20 protein-coding genes are annotated in these 21,100 nt (G+C 39.2%); 17 read left to right on the plus strand and 3 right to left on the minus strand.

Annotation, left to right across the window (positions count from 1 at the left end):
- Positions 1–194: 194 nt before the first annotated feature.
- The 11 genes from EM808_RS23645 to EM808_RS23695 all read left to right on the plus strand — a co-directional run bounded on the left by EM808_RS23645 (position 195) and on the right by EM808_RS23695 (position 11,442).
- Entirely contained in the window at positions 195–1,208 is a 1,014-nt protein-coding gene (locus EM808_RS23645; RefSeq protein WP_127741471.1) for an XdhC family protein, read from the plus strand.
- Positions 1,205–1,828, plus strand: coding sequence for a nucleotidyltransferase family protein (locus EM808_RS23650; RefSeq protein ID WP_127741473.1), 624 nt, complete (start codon positions 1,205–1,207; stop codon positions 1,826–1,828). The genes EM808_RS23645 and EM808_RS23650 overlap by 4 nt, the downstream gene beginning before the upstream one ends.
- Complete coding sequence (locus EM808_RS23655) at positions 1,821–2,714, plus strand: FAD binding domain-containing protein (RefSeq protein ID WP_127741475.1); 894 nt, start codon at positions 1,821–1,823, stop codon at positions 2,712–2,714. Before EM808_RS23650 ends, EM808_RS23655 begins: the two co-directional genes overlap by 8 nt.
- Positions 2,705–5,014: a xanthine dehydrogenase subunit D gene (pucD, locus tag EM808_RS23660; protein ID WP_127741477.1), complete on the plus strand. Its 2,310-nt coding sequence runs from the start codon at positions 2,705–2,707 to the stop codon at positions 5,012–5,014. Before EM808_RS23655 ends, pucD begins: the two co-directional genes overlap by 10 nt.
- The gene (locus EM808_RS23665) at positions 5,011–5,493 is read left to right on the plus strand and encodes a (2Fe-2S)-binding protein (protein WP_225314776.1); all 483 of its coding nucleotides are present in this window, start codon (positions 5,011–5,013) and stop codon (positions 5,491–5,493) included. The genes pucD and EM808_RS23665 overlap by 4 nt, the downstream gene beginning before the upstream one ends.
- Positions 5,494–5,521: 28 nt before the next feature.
- On the plus strand, positions 5,522–6,034 hold the full coding sequence (gene uraD / locus EM808_RS23670; RefSeq protein ID WP_127741481.1) for a 2-oxo-4-hydroxy-4-carboxy-5-ureidoimidazoline decarboxylase: 513 nt from the start codon (positions 5,522–5,524) through the stop codon (positions 6,032–6,034).
- A gap of 19 nt (positions 6,035–6,053) precedes the next feature.
- A complete protein-coding gene (uraH, locus tag EM808_RS23675; RefSeq protein WP_127741483.1) occupies positions 6,054–6,395 on the plus strand; it encodes a hydroxyisourate hydrolase in 342 nt (113 codons plus the stop codon).
- A 51-nt stretch (positions 6,396–6,446) separates the two neighbouring features.
- On the plus strand, positions 6,447–7,751 hold the full coding sequence (locus tag EM808_RS23680; RefSeq protein WP_127741485.1) for an allantoinase: 1,305 nt from the start codon (positions 6,447–6,449) through the stop codon (positions 7,749–7,751).
- Positions 7,752–7,967: 216 nt separating this feature from the next.
- Positions 7,968–9,149 (plus strand): formate-dependent phosphoribosylglycinamide formyltransferase, encoded by a 1,182-nt coding sequence (purT, locus tag EM808_RS23685; RefSeq protein ID WP_127741487.1) that lies wholly within the window; start codon positions 7,968–7,970, stop codon positions 9,147–9,149.
- A gap of 55 nt (positions 9,150–9,204) precedes the next feature.
- On the plus strand, positions 9,205–10,467 hold the full coding sequence (locus EM808_RS23690) for an L-lactate MFS transporter (protein WP_127741489.1): 1,263 nt from the start codon (positions 9,205–9,207) through the stop codon (positions 10,465–10,467).
- 63 nt (positions 10,468–10,530) lie between these two features.
- Entirely contained in the window at positions 10,531–11,442 is a 912-nt protein-coding gene (locus EM808_RS23695; protein WP_127741491.1) for an AEC family transporter, read from the plus strand.
- 325 nt (positions 11,443–11,767) lie between these two features.
- Here EM808_RS23695 and EM808_RS23700 read toward each other — a convergent pair whose 3' ends face one another.
- Positions 11,768–12,904 (minus strand): CAP domain-containing protein, encoded by a 1,137-nt coding sequence (locus tag EM808_RS23700; protein WP_127741493.1) that lies wholly within the window; start codon positions 12,902–12,904, stop codon positions 11,768–11,770.
- A 412-nt stretch (positions 12,905–13,316) separates the two neighbouring features.
- Here EM808_RS23700 and EM808_RS29600 point away from each other — a divergent pair, with 412 nt between their 5' ends.
- From EM808_RS29600 to EM808_RS23710, 3 genes are all read left to right on the plus strand, one after another.
- The gene (locus EM808_RS29600; protein ID WP_259347255.1) at positions 13,317–13,448 is read left to right on the plus strand and encodes a hypothetical protein; all 132 of its coding nucleotides are present in this window, start codon (positions 13,317–13,319) and stop codon (positions 13,446–13,448) included.
- Positions 13,449–13,652: 204 nt separating this feature from the next.
- On the plus strand, positions 13,653–15,032 hold the full coding sequence (locus EM808_RS23705) for a M20/M25/M40 family metallo-hydrolase (protein ID WP_127741625.1): 1,380 nt from the start codon (positions 13,653–13,655) through the stop codon (positions 15,030–15,032).
- A gap of 185 nt (positions 15,033–15,217) precedes the next feature.
- Complete coding sequence (locus tag EM808_RS23710) at positions 15,218–16,288, plus strand: branched-chain amino acid aminotransferase (protein WP_127741495.1); 1,071 nt, start codon at positions 15,218–15,220, stop codon at positions 16,286–16,288.
- 43 nt (positions 16,289–16,331) lie between these two features.
- Here EM808_RS23710 and EM808_RS23715 read toward each other — a convergent pair whose 3' ends face one another.
- Both EM808_RS23715 and EM808_RS23720 read right to left on the minus strand, forming a co-directional pair.
- Positions 16,332–17,189 (minus strand): dimethylarginine dimethylaminohydrolase family protein, encoded by an 858-nt coding sequence (locus EM808_RS23715; RefSeq protein ID WP_127741497.1) that lies wholly within the window; start codon positions 17,187–17,189, stop codon positions 16,332–16,334.
- A 64-nt stretch (positions 17,190–17,253) separates the two neighbouring features.
- The gene (locus tag EM808_RS23720) at positions 17,254–18,063 is read right to left on the minus strand and encodes a Cof-type HAD-IIB family hydrolase (RefSeq protein WP_127741499.1); all 810 of its coding nucleotides are present in this window, start codon (positions 18,061–18,063) and stop codon (positions 17,254–17,256) included.
- A gap of 177 nt (positions 18,064–18,240) precedes the next feature.
- Between EM808_RS23720 and EM808_RS23725 the strand changes: the two genes are divergently transcribed.
- The 3 genes from EM808_RS23725 to EM808_RS23735 all read left to right on the plus strand — a co-directional run bounded on the left by EM808_RS23725 (position 18,241) and on the right by EM808_RS23735 (position 20,943).
- On the plus strand, positions 18,241–18,438 hold the full coding sequence (locus tag EM808_RS23725; protein ID WP_127741501.1) for an IDEAL domain-containing protein: 198 nt from the start codon (positions 18,241–18,243) through the stop codon (positions 18,436–18,438).
- 338 nt (positions 18,439–18,776) lie between these two features.
- A complete protein-coding gene (locus EM808_RS23730) occupies positions 18,777–19,592 on the plus strand; it encodes an STAS domain-containing protein (protein ID WP_127741503.1) in 816 nt (271 codons plus the stop codon).
- Positions 19,593–19,824: 232 nt separating this feature from the next.
- Positions 19,825–20,943 carry an NADH-dependent flavin oxidoreductase gene (locus EM808_RS23735; RefSeq protein ID WP_412973756.1) on the plus strand — a complete coding sequence of 373 codons (1,119 nt, stop codon included), beginning with the start codon at positions 19,825–19,827 and terminating at the stop codon, positions 20,941–20,943.
- Positions 20,944–21,100: the final 157 nt, after the last annotated feature.

The raw sequence follows: 21,100 nt of genomic DNA on the forward strand, positions 1-21,100 counted from the left end.
TTAGCTAATTTTGAATAAATTTATTATTCATATATGACAATGACTTTTTTTATTTAGGAAGATAATATTCTTTAATAACAAAAGATGTTATATTTATTAACATGAAAGGTTTTTTGATTATGATCATGAAACTGTCGGGAAATTAACCAGTCGTCAAACAGTTGTATGCTGCAATATTAAGGAGGTCTTGTTAGATGTCATCAGATGAGTATTCTGTCTTAGAAACTATTGTAGCAAGTGAGCCAGGTGGCTATTTAGCAACAATTATTGATGTTACAGGTTCTGCCTATCGAAAGGAAGGAACAATGATGTACTTTTCTGAAAATAATCAGGAAAGGGGTTTATTAAGCGGCGGTTGTGTAGAGCAAGATATAGTAGCAAGAATGGAGATTTGGGAAACAGGAATATCTTCTGCTTCCGTCCATTATGATATGCGCTCAGAGGATGATTTATCATGGGGGCAAGGAGTTGGCTGTGACGGAAGCATTACGGTTTTGATGGAAGAACTCGATGATAAAGCTTTGAATACTATTAAAATCGTAAAGAAATGGTTGGATAAAGGCCTAACAGTTGAACATATAAAGGTGCTTAAAGAGGATTTAAGTTCTCAAGCCTCCTTATTTAAGAATGAAACAGGAGAACGGATTGGTAATTGGGAAACTGTTAACCTTGCCGCGATTCCAGAAAAAAAGCTTATGCAAAAAAGTGATGGTGGTTATTATTTTCGGCAAACCTTTCGGGCACAGCCGCGCCTGATTATTTATGGTGCTGGTCCTGATGCAAGACCAGTTGCTGATATTGCTAAAAAAGCAGGTTTTCATGTTATAGTAGCTGATTGGCGTCCGGCTTTATGTATGAAGGAGCATTTTCCTGATGCCGATATGCTTGTTATTGGCAATCCTGTAGAGCTATTGGAAGATATCAAGGCAGGGTGTACAGATTATATTGTAATCATGACACATCACTTTCAAAAGGATAAAGAGCTAGTAAACTATTTGCTCGAGAGGGAATATGCCTTCGCTGGTATTTTAGGATCTAAAAAGAGAGCGGACCGCTTGTTGGATCAAAAAACAAAACCAGTCTGGCTCCATGCTCCTGTTGGACTCCCTATAAATGCAGAAGGACCAGAACAAATTGCCATTAGTATCGCAGCACAGTTAATCACTGTTAAAAACAGCATAGTTTGCACTTCAGGGCTAAAAGGATGAATGTGATTTACTTGGCAGCAGGTCAAAGCAAACGAATGGGCTGCAAAAAAATTACCATGCCAGTTAACGGAGAAGCCTTAGGTATGAAAGCACTGCGAACAATACTTACTATACCATCTGCTTATGTGTTTATTGTTGTGAATAAGCAAGATGCATTGGAATGGATTTCCGCAGATATTAAAGAAAGGCTTTTAAAAGGCTGTGGTGAAATTGTTATAGCAGAGGAAGCAGATAAAGGTCAGTCATATTCATTAATGGCAGGAATCAGGCAAGCAATGGAGCATAGAGCTTCCAGTGTAATGATTTGTTTGGCTGATCAGCCCTTTATAACAACAGATTTGCTGCGGCACATTAGTTCTGCGCCAATAGAGGGAGAGCAAAAATACGTCGCTTGTGTCCATAATGGCGAAATAAAACCGCCAGTAGTTCTTTCATCGTCCTTATTTCAACAGGTCCTTTTATTGACTGGTGACATGGGCGCAAAAAAAATTTTACAGAAAAAAGACGTAAAAGGAACAGAACTTTCCATAACAGATGAAGAGTTATTTATTGATATTGATACAATCGAGGAATACAAGCAATTTTGTGTGAAAAGGGAAGGAGGGACAAAAGATGAGTAGCTCACAAAATGTAGAGCAGCCAATTGTTGATATACCCGTTACTTTAGAAGAGGTATTTTCGTTACAAAGAGAAGAAAGTGTATTTGTTGCAGGTGGAACTCTTTTGCAATTAAATTGGGAATCAGGCCAGCATAAACCTAATCATTTAATAAGCTCCCATAAGCTTGATAGATTAAAAGGAATAACAGAGGAAACGTTAAACGGTGAAAACTATTTGCGAATTGGCTCATCTACCCTTCTGTCTGCGTGTATTTCTGATATAAATATTCAGAAAAGAGCGAAAATTATAACGGAAGCATGCGCAAAAATTGCTGCGCCTGCTGTGCGCAATAGAGGGACAATAGGAGGAAATGTCTGCAGCAGAGTCGGAGATTCCATCCCTGCACTGCTTGTATTGGATGCTAAGCTTGAGTTTTTTAATGGTACTTCCACCTACATTATTACGATGACAGAATGGCTGCAGGAAAGCCAATTGGCAGGACCACCTCTTTTACTGAGTATTCTCATTCCGTGTAATAAGAGCGGGCAGAGCTGTTCGTTTTTTCAAAAGATAGGCAGAAGGGAAAGCTTTACGGCAGCCATCGTTTCTACTGCGGGCTTTATGAAGCTAAGAAATGAAATCATCACAGATATCAAGCTTGCGATTGGAGGAGGAGCTCATCTCCCGCAAAGGCTGGCAGACGGTGAGGCTTACTTACTTAATAAAGATTGGAAAAAAACGAATTGGCAAGAGTTTCGAGCACTACTTGAAACGAGCTTCCAATCATATTCTGATCCCTTTATTACTGACAGCTACAGAAGAAAAGCAGCTGCCAACATGATCACCGCAAAGATTCTTCAAATCCTAAAAAACGACAAGGGAGGTGAAGCTAAAAGATGCATTTAACGAGAGAAAGCTCAGGTGAGAGATGGAAGGCGAGAAGGGATGGCATCCAAAAGGTGACAGGAGAATTAAAGTATCTTACAGACATGTCATTTCCGAACATGCTGTTTGGAACAGTGTTGCGCAGTGAACATGCTTATGCAAGGATAACCAGTATCGATACGACAGAGGCCAAAGAACTTCCTGGTGTAAAAGCCGTTTTAACAGCTGAAGATATTCCTGGCTTAAATGGCTTTGGAATTGTGATACAGGATCAGCCGGTATTTTGTGATGATGTGGTCAGATATGTTGGTGATGCCATTGCGGCTGTTGCAGCAGATACGTTTGAAATAGCAGAAAAAGCGGCAGCTCTCATTAAAGTTGACTACTCCCCGCTTCAGCCGATTACAGACCCTGAAGACAGTTTGAAGGAGGAAACAGTTAAGCTGCATGATAATGGAAATCTACTTCATAAGGCGGTTTTTGAAAAAGGCGGAAATATGGAGGCAGCTTTTGCAGCTAGTTCTTATATTTTAGAAGAAGTTTACTATACTCCAAGACAAATGCATGCCTATATGGAGACAGAAGGCGGAGTCGCAGTCCCTGAAAAGAATGGGATTTGTGTTTATGCACCAACACAGCATGGATTTAAAGACCAGAGTCAGCTTGCGAGAATATTAAATATCCCCGAAAGCAGGATAAGGGTTGTATCAAGTCCAATTGGAGGTTCGTTTGGCGGTAAGGACGAATTAAACATCCAGCCATACATTTGTCTGCTTGCAATGGTGACAGGGCAGCCTGTGAAAATTCACCAGTCAAGAAGAACTTCTGTTAAGGCAGGCTTAAAACGACATCCAATGAAAATAACCATGAAAACAGGTGTTGATAAGGAAGGGAAAATCCTTGCCCATAAGGTGCGGATTTTGGCGGATACAGGTGCTTATGCCACATTAGGACCAGCTGTTCTTGATTTCTCTGTTGAGCACAGTGCGGGTCCTTACATGATGGAAAATATACAGGTAGAAGGCTATTCTGTCTACACGAATAATGGTGTTGCTGGAGAATTTCGGGGTTTTGGCGGCAATCAAGTCACTTTTGCTCTTGAAAGCCAAATAGAAAAAATCGCAGAAGCCGTAAATATGAGCAGTACGGAGCTTCGCAAAAGGAACTTGCGAAAAACAGGAGATCCTGGCCCAGTAGATCAGCCAATTGTCCCTACTGCAGGTGCCCGGCATGTTTTGGATGAAATTCTGAAATCACCTATTTTGCAGGAACGCTCTGGCTTAGTGGATGAAAGTCGGCCATTTGTTCTAAAGGGAAGGGGCTACAGTATCACGATGCATGGCGGTGGTCTTGGTTATGGGAGATCAGATCCCTCTGGTGCGAGGTTATCGTTAAATGAAGAAGGAAAGCTCGACATTTCTTTTGGGTTTGAGGAATGTGGTCAAGGCCTGCTGTCCACGATTGAAATGATTATGACAGAAGCGTTCGGCTGTTCTCCTGATGATATTGACATAACGATTGGCGATACAGCAAAAGTTCCTCATTCCGGTTCCTCTACTGCCTCAAGAGCTACAAATATGGTCTGGACCGGCATAAAAAAGCTGAAAGGTGAATGGACGGAACAATTACTTTCCTTTGTTTCTGAAAAATCAAGTGTTGAGAAAGAATGGTTGAAGACAGGTGTTGGCGGTGTGTGGAAGTATAGCGAAAAGGAGACTGAAACACTTGTAATGACATATAAACAGATTGCAGACACAATAGAAAAACGCCCGCAGGTTACTGTTAGCTATCACTTTCCAACAACGTCAAAAAGCATAGATGGTGGCCATTATCTTTATACCTTTGCAGGAGCAGCTGCTGAAGTGGAGATCGACGCGTTGACTGGCAGAGTCTATGTGAGCAGGCTTGACCATACTATTGCTGCTGGTCCAGTTGTTAATCCAATGGGTTATTTAGGCCAAATTGAAGGTGGAGGCAGCATGGCACTTGGTTTTACAATCATGGAGGATGCTGTAATGGAAAACGGCAGGTATATGACAGAAAATTTTGATTCCTATTTAATTCCCACTATTCTAGATATTCCAAAGCAAACAAATGTCACAGCAATTGAGCATTTAGAAGCTGGAGATGACTTTGGACCAAGAGGTGTCGGCGAAATAGGCACGGTTGCTGTCGCTCCTGCGATTGTAGCGGCGATTCATGATGCTACGGGTCATTGGGTTAATAAGCTCCCTATTAGCTCAGAGGAAATAATGGGATATGCCATGAGTAGAATAAATAAGGATGTCACACACGAATGGATGGGAGGAAACTCTTTATGAAGGAGCAGCTTAAAGCAGAGAAAAGGATCAAATTTCATGTGAATGGACAGTTGGTCGATATTGCTGTTCCTGCAACATACCGGCTCGTGGACATTCTGAGACAGGAGTTAAGCTTGACTGGAACGAAGGTTTCCTGTGAAGTAGGCAGATGTGGTGCGTGCTCTGTCATATTGGATGGAAAGCTTGTTAATTCCTGCCTAGTCATGGCCTATCAGTTAGAGGATACAGACATTCAAACAATTGAAAGTGTCAGCACAGAAGCCTTGCATCCAATCCAAGAGGCCTTTTTACAAGGAGGTGCACTACAATGTGGGTACTGCACACCTGGGATGATTATGGCATTAAAAAGCCTGTTAGCTGAAGAACAGCAGCCAACAAGAGAAGAGGTGCTACAAGGCCTTTCGGGTAATTTATGCAGATGCACAGGCTATGAAGGTATTTTGCGGGCGGTTGACATCTTGCATAATACGCAAAAATAACAGCTGACAGAAGGAAAGGCGGAAGCTTATGTATACATTAGAAGAAATAAATAAAATGGATAAGGAACAGTTTATAGCAAGAATCGGCTGGGTTTTCGAGCATACCCCATGGGTTGCGAGTAAAGCATGGGATTTATTTCCTGCCATACATTCACTTAATCAATTACATGAGGTGATGGTGCAGGTAGTAAAGGAAGCATCAAAGGACGAACAACTGAATTTAATTCGAGCACATCCTGATTTAGGCGGCAGAATCAAAATGACAGATTCCTCTGTGAAGGAGCAGCAGGGAGCAGGTCTGGATCAGTTGTCAGAAGCGGAATTCGAAAGCTTTCTGCTGCTAAATAAGGAGTATCGACAAAAATTTGATTTTCCTTTTATTCTTGCTGTAAAAGGGCATACGAAAGACACTATTTATCAGGAAATGGAAAGACGGATGAAGCATTCAATAGATGAAGAGTTTGCTACAGCCTTATCACAAATTTTCAAGATTTCTTTCATAAGGCTTGAGGGTATCGTGAAGGATGCACTTGAAGCATAAAGCGGTGAGGAGGCAGGAGATGAAGACAGGAATAACAACACATGTATTAGACTTGGTTCAGGGATTACCGGGAAGTAATATACTTGTAGAATTGTGGCAGTACAAAGATTTGGAGCGATTGCTTCTATCGAGTGCCAATACAAATGCAGATGGCAGGGTGGAACAACCACTTTTGGACGAATTGATTCCTGGAGAATTTGAATTAGTATTTCATCTAAAAGACTATTGGCAGTGCACGAAAACAGCTAATGTTTTATTTGAAACTGTACCAATTCGGTTTATTGTGAAGGAGGGAGAGACCCATTATCATATACCACTACTTTTGTCAGCATGGGGTTATCAGACATATCGAGGAAGCTGAAAAATCCACAACAATAAAAGTACAGCATTTTTTAAAGAGAGGATGAAGCTCATGAAAATGTTTGATGTGGTAATAAAGAATGGGAATGTTGTGCTTGAAAATGTAGTGGAAATGGTAGACATTGGCATTAAGTCTGGAAAAATAGTAGAGATAGCGAAAGAAATAGATTGTAATAATGCAGCAGAACTTATTGATGCTGCTGGCCTGCATGTTTTTCCTGGGCTTATAGACACACATGTTCACTTCAATGAACCAGGCCGAACCGAATGGGAGGGCTTTGAGACAGGCAGTAAAAGCTTGGCAGCTGGCGGAGCAACTACTTTTTTTGACATGCCTTTAAACAGTCATCCACCAACTATCGACTTGGACGGCTATGAGCAAAAGGATGCTTTAGGGAAACAGAAAGCTCTTATTGATTATAAGCTTTGGGGTGGCCTTGTTCCGCAAAATATCGAGCGGTTGGAAGAGTTGCATGTCGCTGGTGTCATAGGGTTTAAGGCATTTATGTCCAACAGTGGGATAGACGATTTTCAAGCTGCAGATGATAAAACATTGTATGCTGGAATGAAGAAAATAGCAGCGCTTGACAGTATTCTTGCAGTTCATGCAGAAAGTGACATCATTACAGAGGAATTAGGGAAGCTGGTTGAAAACGAGGATGGTTATTCCTTTTCAGCATCTCGGCCGATTTATTCTGAATTAGAAGCAGTAAACCGCATTCTCTCCTATGCAGAAGCAACGAAATGCAAGGTTCATATTGTACATATAAGCAGCAGTGAGGTGCTAAAACCAATAATTGCTGCTAAAAAACGGGGAGTTGACGTGTCTGTGGAAACTTGCCCTCACTACTTATCACTGACCGTCGATGATTTGGATAAACTCGGGGCAGTTGCCAAATGTGCACCGCCATTAAGAACAGCCCAAGAAGTGGAGGGGCTATGGCAGGCTATTAAAGCAAAAGCAATTGACATAATCGGCTCCGATCATTCGCCTTCATTAGAATCGATGAAAAAAGGCAAATTATCTGACGCTTGGGGAGGAATCTCAGGCTGTCAGTCGACATTATCTGTTTTACTAGAGGAGGGCTATTGGAAAAGGGAGGTAGATCTGTCGATTATCGCTAGCCTCACAAGTAGTAATCCTGCTAAACGCTTCGGATTGTACCCACAGAAAGGAAAAACTGAAGTTGGAAGTGACGCAGACTTTTGCTTAGTCGATTTAAAAAAGGAATATACATTAAAAAAAGATGATCTTTTTTATCGAAATAAACAAAGCCCTTATATTGAAAAAACATTTAGGGGAAAAGTGACGAGAACTATTCTAAAAGGTAGGACGGTCTATGAGGAACTAGTTTAGTATGTTCATTGCTTGTATGTAAGAAATCTTACTGAAAAAGAGTGCTATGCGCTCTTTTTTTATTTTGGTTTTGAAAAAATGCGATTAGTAAAAGACGAACTATATTTGATAGTATTTAAAAAATGTTCGTAATTTTTCTAAAAAACCCTTGAAATATATAGCTGATTTACGGTATTATGCTCAATAAAGGAACGAAAGTTTGAGGGGGATGATTTAATGTTCGGAGCTCCGACTTCCAAACATACGAAAAAAATAATGCTTCTTGGTGCAGGAGAATTAGGAAAAGAAGTAATTATAGAGGCACAAAGGCTAGGAGTAACGACCATTGCTGTTGACCGCTATGAAAATGCGCCGGCAATGCAGGTTGCCCATCGGTCATATGTGGTAGACATGCTGGATGGACAAGCATTGAAAGAAGTCATTATTAGGGAAAAACCGGATTTTATCGTACCTGAAATTGAAGCAATCGCTACAGAAATGCTTGTCGAATTAGAAATGGAAGGCTTTAACATCATTCCAACAGCTAATGCCGTTCATCTGACAATGGACAGAGAAGGAATCAGAAGATTGGCGAGTGAGAAATTAAATGTGCCGACAGCTAAGTATGAGTTTGCAGATAGTTTGTTAGAATTAGAGGATGCAGTTGCAAAGATTGGTGTACCTTGTGTCATTAAACCGCTTATGAGTTCCTCAGGAAAAGGACAAACCATTTGCAAAAGTCCAGACGAAGTTGAAAAGTCATGGCAGGAAGCGGTAGAAGGCGGACGAGGCAGGAAGACTAGGGTTATTGTCGAGGAATTTATCTCCTTCACTTCTGAAATCACGCTGCTTACCGTTCGTTCCGTTAATGGAACTCACTTTTGCCCGCCGATTGGCCATATTCAAAAGGATGGTGATTATATAGAATCGTGGCAGCCGCATCAAATGTCAGCAGACCAGCTTGCGCAAGCTGAATTAATCGCCAAACAAATTACGGATTCCCTTGGTGGATACGGCCTATTCGGTGTAGAGCTTTTCCTTACAGACAATGGTGTATATTTCAGTGAGGTTTCACCGAGACCACATGACACTGGGATGGTGACGATGGCCACACAGGAGTTGTCTGAATTTGCACTACATGTACGTGCTGTGCTGGGGTTGCCAATTCCGCACATCAGACTAAATTCACCAGGTGCGAGCAAAACGCTTAAGGCTGTAGAAGATAAAGTCGATTACGAAATTAGTGGTGTGGAACAAGCACTAGCTTCGCCTGACAGCCAAATCCGGATTTTTGGGAAACCAAAAGCAACGGTTGGAAGACGCTTAGCTGTTCTTCTCCAAAAAGGAGAAACAGTAGAGGAAGCACTTGAAAATGCTCGTAACGCTGCCTCAAAGCTCACTATCTTCTATGGTAATTAAACTAGGACATATATTCATCTATGAAAAAACGACAACTTAAAGCAGGGAGACTACTATGAAAACTAAAAATCGCTGGTTAATTGCCCTTTCAGCAGTGGGTATCCATATTTCAATTGGATCTGTTTATGCATGGAGTGTGTTTACAAAGCCTTTAGAAGAAACGTATAATTGGAGCTTAACAAGTATTTCTTGGACTTTCAGTATCGCTATTTTATTTCTAGGTCTTTCCGCAGCTTTTTTAGGACATTTTGTGGAGAAGTTTGGACCAAGAGCTGCAGGAACACTTTGTGCCATATTGTTCGGAATTGGCATGGCAGGTTCAGGCTTTGCTGCAAGTATCGAATCCTTACCGCTCCTTTATATGATGTATGGTGTTTTTGGTGGAATTGGTCTTGGAGTAGGCTATATTACTCCTGTATCGACCTTGGTAAAGTGGTTTCCCGATAAGCGTGGTTTAGCAACAGGTTTAGCTATAATGGGTTTTGGTTTTGCTTCAATGGTGAGCAGTCCAATCATGAATAAGTTAATCGGAACGGTTGGAATACCTTCGACTTTTTATATTTTAGCAATTGTATATTTTGTTATCATACTAGCTTCTGCTCAATATTTAGCACCGCCACCACAGGATTATGTGCCTGCAGGCTACCAAAAAGCTCTTGAATCAGGTAAGTCTATAACAAAAACAGACTTATCACAGCTAACAGCAAATGAAGCAATTAAAACAAAAAGATTCTGGGCTTTATGGGTTATGTTGTTTATTAATATAACATGTGGAATTGCGATCCTCGCTGTAGCATCTCCGATGGGTCAAGAGCTTGCTGGAATGTCTGTTACAGGTGCAGCTCTTTTAGTTGGCATCATGGGTGTCTTTAATGGAGTTGGAAGAATAGCTTGGGCTTCAGTCTCTGATTATATCGGGCGTCCAAACGTATATACATTGTTTTTTGCGATTCAGATTGCTGCCTTTTTTGTTTTGCCTCATTTACAAGAGGCAGTATCGTTCTCTATAATAGTATTTATCATTATGTCTTGCTACGGTGGAGGCTTTGCATCCATTCCTGCCTATATTGGAGATATGTTTGGAACAAAGCAGCTTGGTGCCATTCATGGGTATATATTGACAGCATGGTCTGCAGCAGGTATAGCAGGTCCAAGATTCGTCTCATGGATAAGAGATACAACAGGCAGCTACGGCGAAACATTAACTGTATTTTCATGTATGTTTATCGTATCTCTTGCAATCTCTTTATTAATCCGTCTGGATATTAAAAAAATTAAACTAATGAACAAAGAAATTAACGGAGGCAATAGTATTTAATAGGTTGGGGGCTTCCCCTGACCTTTTTTTAGTTTATCCTCCTATGAATGGAGATTTGTAAGAATGGAAAACTTTAACGCTCAGTTTGTCATATCCTTCCTTATTATTGCTTTAGGCTATTGCTTAAAGAAGTGGAATATTTTAAAGGAAAAAGACGGAGAAGCAATGGCACGGCTTATTTTTAATGTAACATTGCCAAGTTTAATCATTGTGACCTTTCACAGTATTACCATCGATTCCTCGCTAATGATGCTGGTTGTACTTGGGTTTGTGTATGGAATTATTGTAGCAATTTTAGGGTTGTTTATTTTCAGGAAAGAAGAAAGACGGAATAAAGGGATGCTTGGCATGCTTATTCCAGGGTTTAATATCGGATTGTTTGCTTACCCATTAGTGCAAGGAATATGGGGCGAGGTAGGTATAAAGTACTTCGGGATGTTTGATATCGGTAATGCCATAATTACGTTTGGTGTCAGTTACTTAATCGGCAGTTATTATGCGAAAGAGGATGTAGTGCTTAACTTTAAGCATGTAGCCGGAAAAATGGGCAGGTCGATTCCTTTAATGACATATGTAATCATTTTTATCATTAATCTTACAGGCTTGTCCTTGCCGGGTACAGTCATTGATATCACTTCCGTTATATCAAAAGCCAATATGCCGCTTTCCTTGCTGCTTCTTGGAATCTATTTAAACTTCTCCTTCCAAAAGAGCTACTGGAAGGGAATCGGTAGAGTTCTTGGTATCCGCTATGGGGTCGGGTTGTTCTTTGGATTATTAGGATTCTTTCTTTTGCCTGTTGATGACATGTTTCGCTATACCGTATTAATCGCACTAATCCTGCCAATGGCCACATCTGTATTACCTTATAGCGTCGAATTCAAATACAATCAAAGATTCGTCGGCACAGCAGCAAACCTGTCTATCTTGATTAGCTTTGTCCTGTTGTGGGTTATTGGCAATATGATTGTTTAACAAAAAAAGAGGCTGGGACAAACAAAAGATAAGCTTTCTAAACACGAATAATAGAATTACAACTAAATTTGAAAAATGAAGGTTGTGTCTAAATAGAATGTTGAGTTAAAGTGAGTTCGTTTCATTGCGCTGCACCCACTCGCTTTCCGCGGGGGCTCATCCTTTCCTCTATTTCCCTTAGTAGTCGAGTGGCCTCCGCTTCATTCCACTAAAATTTCTAATTTTTTGTATTTAAACTAGAAACAAAAAACCGAACTATTTAATCAATAATTGATTAAGTAGTTCGGTCTTTACGCTGGTTCACATACTTATGTCCCAGCCTTTTTTATTTCGTTATAAAATTCTCCGTATAATACGGCTGTTCATCTTCATTGAAAGCTACACCTACACCTAAATAGGTGAATCCTTCTTGCAGGATATTCTCTCTATGTCCGAGAGAATTCATTAAACCTTCATGTGCGAAAATACTGCTGTATTGACCATAAGCAAGATTTTCGCCAGCCATTGTGTATTTAATGCCATCATCAAGCATGCGGTCAAAGGGAGATTCACCATCCAAGTTTGTATGGTCAAAATAATTATTAACAGCCATATCCTCACTATGCTTTTTGGCAGTTACCTTCACATTATCCTCCCAAGTCAAAATACCTAATTTATTATTGACCCTGCTTGCATTCGTTAAATCAAACAGCTGGTATGCGAAGCCTTCCTCGAGCTCTTTACTTCCATCTGTATAAAAGTCCTTTTTGCTGTCTTCTAATGTTTCGGTAACAATCTGCATGGCCGTAACCGTATTATTCTCATGTTTATCGAAGAAAACAGTGACATAATTGCCATCTAGTTTAAATACCTCGTAATCTCTGTCATCTGGAAACTTATAGCGGACAAACCCTTTTGTCAGCTCATCAAGAGGATCGCCTAACGTCTTCAAGACACTGTCCTTACTGCTGCCGCTTTTTATACCATCAGTAGATGAAATCAAATCCTGATTCGTATAAAGTGCAGCTACTTTATTATTCGAATCATAACCGACCATCACAAAATTTTGATAGTTTTCATGATAGGTATTCCATGATATTCCGTACTCATTCAAAGACACACGCTGCGGCTTACCTTGACTTTTCTCAACAGATTCCTTTGTATCACCCATTTGGATATTATAAATCGAGAATGTTTGCTCGGAAGGAGTTTCTAACTGAGGTTTTTCTGCCTGCTTTGTTTGCTGGTCAGATTCAGCAGAAGTATTCCAGTCAGGAAGAACATCTTGTGTGTCTTGAAAAAGCTCTCTACCTTGTGTGATGAGATTTTCAAAAAAATCTGCAGCATCCTGTGCATTCACTTCTGTTTTCATATGATCAATAGCTGAAGGAACAGATTCAGCGCCTGTTTTATGTTGTATATATTGCACACCGGCATAAACGATTAAACAAAGTAATGCCAGCTTAAAAAGTCTTCTCAACATATTTCCCTCCATTCATTTACATGATTGCCGTATTTAAGAAAAAACATAAGCAGAATATTAATTATTCGCCTTATAAAGAGTATAAAAACTCGTAAAAGAGGGGAATGGTTCATTAAAAGTATAGCATTTTCCTTGAACTGATTCACCTTTTGACAAAAGGAAAAATCTTCTTGTTTCTATCTTTGCAAATATGTTTCAACAAATTAATCGTGTAATATCGCTGTAATTTACACGTAATGGGCTAGGAGAGAAAAACATGCTATAATGGGGATGTAACAAAAAGCATGGATATGGTTTCCAAGCTATAAAGTGCTCCATATTAGTGATGCAGGATCGTTTTAAATGATTTTTTGTTTAAGATTAATTTTGAAAGGGCATTACTAACGTGAATAGTACTAAAGGAGGCTACAATATGCATTTAGTTAGGGCCGATATTGATCAGCTTTTGCAGGATACGCTCGATATGGCAAGCGGTATCAGTAAATGGGACATCAAGAACATTGAGATTGATGATCTATTAGAAGATACAAAAAACTGGAATTAAATTTATTCTTATAAAGTCTAAATCACTTTTGAAAAGACGATGCTTCTTTTCCGAACTGATTTAGATTTTTTTGTGAATAAAACAATTAACTTAATTTATAAAATATTTAGAATAATTGCAGGAATTTTTCTTCGTTTGCCGAAACAATAAGATGAGTAAAGAATAAAGGAGATGGAATAGTTGGGGACAAGCGATTTAAATGCCATTCAAGCAAAAACAAAGGAAATTTTGGAGGAATCCTTTGCGATTTTAGAACAATATTTGCAATTGGAAACAGTATCCGCACAAAGTAAGGCGATTCCGAAAACAGTAGCTTATATTTCTTCTGTAATACAAGACTTTGGTGGTGAAGTGAAAGTGTTAGATGACCTTGGAGGAAACCCCGTCGTTTATGGATTTTTTCCTGCTGGGGAAAAAGGCGATGCCTCCAAAACACTTTTATATTACAACCATTATGATGTGCAGCCAGCAGAGCCGCTTGAGGAATGGGTAACAGAACCATTTTCACCTGCTGTTTATGACGGTAAGCTGTTTGCAAGGGGTGTTTCTGACAATAAAGGAGATACTATTGCAAGGCTGACTGCATTAAAGGTCCTCCAAGAAGCAGAAGGTGGCTTGCCTTGTAATGTGAAGTTTTTGATTGAGGGCGAAGAGGAAATCGGCAGTCCTAATTTAACTCCTTATTTAGAGAAGTATGCAGAACTGTTTGAAGCAGATGCATGCATTTGGGAATTTGGCGGAAAGGATGAACAAGAGCGAATCAGCATGGTTGCCGGTATTAAAGGAATGGCTTATATGGAGCTGACAGCTATTGGTGCAGATATAGATATGCACTCTTCCGTTGGTGCATATGTAGATAATGCGGCATGGAGACTTGTGCATGCGTTAGCCTCCATGAGAAATAAGCAGAATGAAATTATTGTGGAAGGCTTCTATGATGGCATTATCCCACCGACAGAACTAGAAGAGGAAGTGGTTAAATCATTGCCATTTAATGGGAAGGCTGTACAAGAACTCTATGGACTGAAAAGACCGTTAATAACAAATGGTTTGGGACAAGACCCTCGTTATGCAATGGTGTTTGAACCAACGATGACAATTTGCGGGATGGAAAGCGGCTATACAGGTGAAGGAGCAAAAACGGTGTTACCGAAAAGTGCAAAGGTAAAGCTTGATTGCCGTCTCGTTCCAGGACAGGATCCAAATCATATTTTGGAGAGTGTTGAAAATCACTTGAAAAAGCATGGTTTCCATGATGTGTCCGTAAAGTTAATCAATGGTCAAAAGGCATATCGTTCCGATTTCAGTCATCCATTTATCAGCCATGTAAAAAACACTGCGAAAGAAGTGTATAATCGTGATGTAGTGCTTGCACCAAATTCAGCAGGCACTGGTCCAATGTTTGACTTTGGCAGGGTGCTGAAGCTGCCGATTGTCAGTACAGGAGTGGGCTGGGTCGGAAGCAAGGCTCATGCACCAAATGAAAGCATTCGCTTGAAGGATTATGAAGAAGGTATTATATATATGGCTCAGATGCTCAAAGGCTTTCCAGCAGCTTTAGAAGCAGAAAAGTTAGAGCTGTAAAAATCGTATACAAGAAATATATGTGTGCCCTTTAGGCTAGCATATATTTCTTTTTGCTTTATGCGTGTTATTGACTGACTAAATGGAAAACTTTTAAAAAAATATCAACCATACCTCTTTCCCTCCTGAAAAGTTGCGTTATAATAGATAGAAATAATAATTTACATATGAAGGAGTTTTTCAACGTGAGTGAACAAACAATCACAGTAACATTAGCGACAGAAAAAAAACCGAAGCCAGATCCGTCTAAACTGGAATTCGGGAAAGTATTTACAGATCATATGTTCATGATGGATTACACTGTAGAGAATGGATGGCATAATGCACAAATCCTGCCATACCAACCAATCACGTTAGATCCTGCTTCAGTTATTTTCCACTATGGACAAGCAGTATTCGAAGGTATGAAGGCATATTTAACAGCAGAAGACAAAGTATTATTATTCAGACCTGAAAAGAATATGGAGCGTCTTAATAAATCGAATGATCGTCTTTGCATTCCTGAAATTGACGAAGAATTTGCCCTTGATGCATTAAAGCAGCTGATTAACGTGGATAGAGAGTGGATACCTACTGGTGAGGGAACATCTCTTTATATTCGTCCATTCGTAATTTCTACACAACCATTCTTAGGGGTTGCTGCTTCAATCAGTTATAAATTTATGATCCTCCTTTCTCCAGTAGGATCATACTACAAAGAAGGGGTAAAACCTGTAAAAATCTTTGTTGAAAACGAGTATGTTCGTGCAGTTGCAGGTGGAACGGGATCAGCGAAAACAGCTGGAAACTACGCATCAAGCTTAAAAGCACAACAAATCGCTACACAAAAAGGTTATTCTCAAGTTCTTTGGCTTGATGGTGTCGAAAAGAAATATATTGAAGAGGTTGGGGCGATGAACGTCTTCTTCAAAATTGGTGATGAAGTAGTAACACCTGTACTAAACGGAAGCATCCTTGAGGGTGTAACGAGACGCAGTGTTCTTGACTTGTTGAAGCACTGGAATGTTCCAGTGGTAGAACGCAAAATTTCTGTTGAGGAAATTTTCGAAGCTTCAAAAAATGGCGAGCTGAAGGAAGCGTTCGGAACAGGTACAGCAGCAGTTATTTCTCCAATTGGTGAGTTCCTTTGGAATGAAACATCCATTACTTTGAACAACGGAGAAACAGGCGAGCTTGCGAAAAAAATCTATGATACTTTGACTAATATCCAAAACGGAAGAGAAGAAGATCCGTTTGGCTGGACAGTGGAAGTTTAATTGATAAAAAAAGATGGTGCTTTTCATAGCACCATCCTTTTTTTTATGAAGTTGGTGTTTCCCTGTATAAAGGAAGTGTGCAGCACCGGAAAGCTCCGCCAGATTTAATGATTTCTGTAATATCCACTTCAATCACAGTAAAACCCCGCTTGCGTAGCTCAGCATTAACCCTATTATTAACAGGCAAGCTAATTACTTTATTGTGGCCAATAGATAATACATTTGTGCCAAGTGTCGCTTGTTCTTCCTTTGTTACCTCAATAAGAGAATACCGCTTTTTCAACAGCTCTAATTTTTGCCTTTCAATTTCTCCTGGATAAATCAACGCATCGTTTGGCGACAGGATATTAAAGACACAATCTAAATGCAAAAAGCTGTCAGTGAATGGAATATCAATGACTTCATAATTCGGTAGCAACGTTTTTATATGCTCGATTGATTTCTTGTTGGTACGATTGCTGACACCAATATAAATAGTGGATCCATCGATAAGAACATCTCCGCCTTCAATTTTGTCACTATTTAATTTTGTAAAGGAAATTTCCTGTTCATTCAGCCAGTTTAACAATACATGCTCCTCGCCCTTACGAACATCATGTCCCATTTTAGCAACAAAAGTATGATTGCCTAATGTAAACCCAATATCCCTAGTAAAAACCTGTTCAGGAAACTGTTTTTCTGCAGGCAGGAGCACTACTTCAATGCCTTCCTTTTTCAAAACGTCCACAAATGCCTGATGCTGCTCAGATGCTAATTTAGTATCGATATTTTCTTTTAAATATTGCTTTTGAATGTCATTAATCGGTTCTTTAATTGTCATATATAATGGAGATGTTAAAATCACTTTTTTCAATGGGTCATATTCATTATGGCTCCCAATTAAGAATTGATCATTTTTCATAGTATACCCTCCATTATTTTAAAAGTATTTTCAGCATGCTGACATATAACTTTATTTTAACAAATCAAGCATTTAAAATAAATTTTTCAACTGCTTTCGCAACACCGTCATTATTGTTTGTATCTGTCACGTAATCGGCAATTTGCTTAATATCATCTGGTGCGTTGCCCATAGCAATGCCAAGGCCGGCGAATTCAATCATAGCAGCATCATTATAGCTGTCACCCATTGCAATTACTTCTTCCCTTTTGATGCCAAGACGGTCAATTAAAATAGATAAGCTAGTTCCTTTCGTCACACCTTTTTCGGTGAATTCAAGGAAAAACGGTTTAGAGCGCATAACGCTTAATTGCTCAGAAAGCTCTGTCTGCAATACTTTCTCCACATTTACTAAAATATCCGCTTCCTTTACCATTAATACTTTAACAACAGGATCTTTTATGTAATCAACAAAGTTTGGTACGGTTTTAATCGGTAACCCAGTAATTTGTGCTTCAATTTCTGTAAATGGGTTATTTTCTTCCGTAATAATAGTATCTCCTACATATGTATGAAGCCAAACCTTTTCCCTTTTACTCAATTCAAATAATTGGTGCACAACCTCAGGAAGAAGTGTACTGCTGAAAATTTCTTCATTTGTTCTGCAATTTGTAATCTTAGCACCATTAAAAGAAAGAATATAGCTTCCGTAATCAGACAAATGCAATTCCTTTGCCGTCTCCCACATTGCGTAAGTTGGTCTGCCAGAAGCAAGGACTACCTTAACGCCTTGTTCTTGCGCTTTGATCAGCGCTTTTTTTGTTGCTTCAGAGACTGTGTGATCATCCTGAAGTAATGTGTCATCCATGTCTAGTACAATCATTTTATATTTCATTGTTTTCTCCTCAAAAAAGTTTTTTCTACATATTAAGAATACATGAATATGTATGGATATTATAGTTGAAACGTGGATTTTTTTCTAATTTGAAAAAGGGATAAATTACCTTTAAAAAGTATTTGAATTATCAGAAAATTGTTGTTATACTATAAAAAAGCAAAGGGGTTGATTCAAATGGAAAAGTATTTATTAAATGCACCACAACAGTCTGAGGGAAATGTTGTTGATTCTTTATTAGCTGAGATGGTCTTGGAGAAAGCCCTTTACAATTTCCGGAAAGAGAAAATTGAAAAACAAATTGATGAAACATTGATTGCTGGGGATAAAGAAGAGTTCTTACGTTTGACGGAGGAACTGAAAAAATTATCTTAATAGTCGCATTCTATACAATACATTATATATGAAAGCATGGCTCACTTAAAAGTGGCCATGCTTTTTTGTTACGAGAATAAAAATAAAAAGGACACCATAAATGGTGTCCTTACGTTATTGAGGCAATAAACTGCGCTCCACATAGCGCATTAAATGTTCATTGACTTATTCAATAGAGCTCATCGCAAGAATTAATATATCATAACTATTTAATGAAAGCAATTGATTATTTTTTCAGAATAATCAATTGCTGTTAATAGTTAGAAAAGTACTAACATGTAAGCCCTTTTTACGGTATAATTTTTATATACTTTTTTAGAGTAGAGGGTGGATAATAGATGACAAAAATGTCCCAAGTTGCTGCATATATAGAAGAACATACAAATGTCCTTGCTCTTGAAATAGTAGAAGGTGTTCTCGACAGCTTGGATATAAGCATTTCAGATGAAGAGAGAAACAGTGCCATTATAATGTATAAGGAATTCTTAGGCTTTTTTGGTCAATCGTTAGCAGATCAAAAAACAGGAGTGCCTAATGATTTACTAGCGTGGAGCAAACAGAATGCAGAACAGCAACTGTTATCAGGTGGAAGAATATCAGAAATTGTTATTAGATACCAGCCAACACGGAGAATATTCAATCAATTATTGACAGATTTGAGCAGTGAATTTGGACTAGAGTTGCATGAGAATGCTTCATTAATTAACAAGGTTAATGAGCTGTTGGATATTAGTTTAAATGAAACAGTATCCACTTATGAATGTCTGTCAGAAAGCTATCGTCAACAAACACAGCAGGAAATGGCGGAGCTTTCAGCGCCGGTTGTGCTTGTCAAAGAAGGTGTCGCTGTTTTGCCGCTTATCGGCATCATTGATTCTTACCGTGCTGCCTATATTACGGAAAAAGTAGTACCGTATATTGGGAAATTACAGCTGGAATACTTGATTACCGATTATTCTGGTATAAAAAATATTGATACAGAAATTGCAGCATATCTAAATCAGTTAGGAGAAACTCTTTCCTTGCTTGGAATAAAGGTAATTGTTACAGGCTTACGTCCTCAACTTGCGCAAACGGTTGTTGAAACAAAGATGAACTTAGGCGCAATAAAGGTGTTTCGCAATTTAAAACAAGCGCTGGAATATTTACAATAACTGCATTTGTTAAGAATATATTTTATTTAAAAAATAAATTAGCCCCCCTTGTTTAACAAGGGGGGCTTTTTGTATTTAAAAACTCGAGCTCAATTGTTTGACGAATTGGATAGGGAAACTATAAGATGACATTACTTCATTTTTTTTACCTGTTACAGGCAATACTAGATAGGTGCATAGGAAGTGTTTTCACGTAAAATTATTATGTGAATATAATTACAAAGGAGTGTTTATTTTGAGTAATCAATACGAAAAGCTGTTTAGCCCGTTGAAGCTGAACAATAAATTAGAGCTGAAAAACCGTCTAGTGATGGCACCGATGACTAACTTTTCATCTAATGAAGATGGCACTGTTACAAAGGCTGAGCTTGATTATTATGCAAGACGTTCTAAAGGTGTTAGCATGGTCATCACTGCTTGTACATATGTTACAGAAAACGGCAAGGGCTTCCCTGGAGAATTTGCAGCATATTCAGATGAATTTATCCCAAGCTTAAGAGAGCTTGCTACAGCAATCAAAAAGGAAGGATCAAAGGCGATTCTTCAAATTTTCCACGGCGGCAGATCATGCCCTCCAAACCTAGTGCCTAATGGTGAGCTTGTGAGTGCAAGTGATGTAGCACAGGAAAATAATGTGGCACCAAGACCTTTAGAAGAAACAGAGATTGAAGAAATCATTGCTGCTTTTGGTGAAACAACAAGACGTGCTGTAGAAGCAGGCTTTGATGGAGTTGAAATTCACGGGGCAAACGGCTATTTGATCCAGCAATTTTATTCTCCACACACAAATAGACGTGAGGACAAGTGGGGCGGCACTGTAGAAAAAAGATTGGCATTTCCACTTGCAGTAGTTGACGCTGTAAAAAAAGCCGCTGAAAAAGCGACAAATCCGTTTATTGTTGGCTATCGTTTCTCTCCAGAAGAGCCAGAAACACCTGGTTTGACTATGGAAGATACATTTACACTTATTGATGCACTTGCAGACAAAGAGCTTGATTATATTCATGCTTCCCTAATGGAGTTTGCGTCAGAGCCAAGAAGAGGAGCGGACACAAGCAAATCAAGAATCGAATGGATTGTTGAGCGTGCAAATGGGCGTGTTCCTGTAATTGGTGTTGGAAGTGTTTATACTGCAGAGGATGCAAAAAAAGCGTTTGACACAGCAGATATCGCATTGCTTGCGATTGGCCGTGAGCTTATTATCGATCCAGATTTTGTTCAAAAAATCGAACAAGGCAAAGAAAATGAAATTGTTTCTGTTTTGGATAAAGATAAACAAGCAGAGCTGGTTATCCCAGATCCACTATGGAATGCAATCATAAACTCTCCAGGCTGGTTCCCGGGAGTATAACGAATCAAGGCTCCCGGCTGAAACTCCGGGAGCTTTTTCCTTTAAATAATACATTGCTATTGGTAAATCTGCATAAAATAAGAAACTAAGGCTATTTTTAAGACAAGATACGCTGCTAATCCATCTATTGGTAAAAAGTTAGTGTTCTTTTTGGACA

Source organism: Niallia taxi (genome assembly GCF_004005475.1).
Classification (GTDB): Bacteria; Bacillota; Bacilli; order Bacillales; family Cytobacillaceae; genus Niallia; species Niallia taxi.

Bases quoted from the DNA above. Each gene is read 5' to 3' on its own strand.
- EM808_RS23680 (WP_127741485.1), top strand. From the start codon at position 6,447: ATGAAAATGTTTGATGTGGTAATAAAGAATGGGAATGTTGTGCTTGAA.
- EM808_RS23665 (WP_225314776.1), top strand. From the start codon at position 5,011: ATGAAGGAGCAGCTTAAAGCAGAGAAAAGGATCAAATTTCATGTGAAT.
- purT (WP_127741487.1), top strand. From the start codon at position 7,968: ATGTTCGGAGCTCCGACTTCCAAACATACGAAAAAAATAATGCTTCTT.
- EM808_RS23700 (WP_127741493.1), bottom strand. From the start codon at position 12,904: ATGTTGAGAAGACTTTTTAAGCTGGCATTACTTTGTTTAATCGTTTAT.
- EM808_RS23650 (WP_127741473.1), top strand. From the start codon at position 1,205: ATGAATGTGATTTACTTGGCAGCAGGTCAAAGCAAACGAATGGGCTGC.
- uraH (WP_127741483.1), top strand. From the start codon at position 6,054: ATGAAGACAGGAATAACAACACATGTATTAGACTTGGTTCAGGGATTA.
- EM808_RS23690 (WP_127741489.1), top strand. From the start codon at position 9,205: ATGAAAACTAAAAATCGCTGGTTAATTGCCCTTTCAGCAGTGGGTATC.
- EM808_RS23725 (WP_127741501.1), top strand. From the start codon at position 18,241: ATGGAAAAGTATTTATTAAATGCACCACAACAGTCTGAGGGAAATGTT.
- EM808_RS29600 (WP_259347255.1), top strand. From the start codon at position 13,317: ATGCATTTAGTTAGGGCCGATATTGATCAGCTTTTGCAGGATACGCTC.
- EM808_RS23645 (WP_127741471.1), top strand. From the start codon at position 195: ATGTCATCAGATGAGTATTCTGTCTTAGAAACTATTGTAGCAAGTGAG.
- EM808_RS23720 (WP_127741499.1), bottom strand. From the start codon at position 18,063: ATGAAATATAAAATGATTGTACTAGACATGGATGACACATTACTTCAG.
- EM808_RS23715 (WP_127741497.1), bottom strand. From the start codon at position 17,189: ATGAAAAATGATCAATTCTTAATTGGGAGCCATAATGAATATGACCCA.
- EM808_RS23695 (WP_127741491.1), top strand. From the start codon at position 10,531: ATGGAAAACTTTAACGCTCAGTTTGTCATATCCTTCCTTATTATTGCT.
- uraD (WP_127741481.1), top strand. From the start codon at position 5,522: ATGTATACATTAGAAGAAATAAATAAAATGGATAAGGAACAGTTTATA.
- EM808_RS23655 (WP_127741475.1), top strand. From the start codon at position 1,821: ATGAGTAGCTCACAAAATGTAGAGCAGCCAATTGTTGATATACCCGTT.
- EM808_RS23730 (WP_127741503.1), top strand. From the start codon at position 18,777: ATGACAAAAATGTCCCAAGTTGCTGCATATATAGAAGAACATACAAAT.
- pucD (WP_127741477.1), top strand. From the start codon at position 2,705: ATGCATTTAACGAGAGAAAGCTCAGGTGAGAGATGGAAGGCGAGAAGG.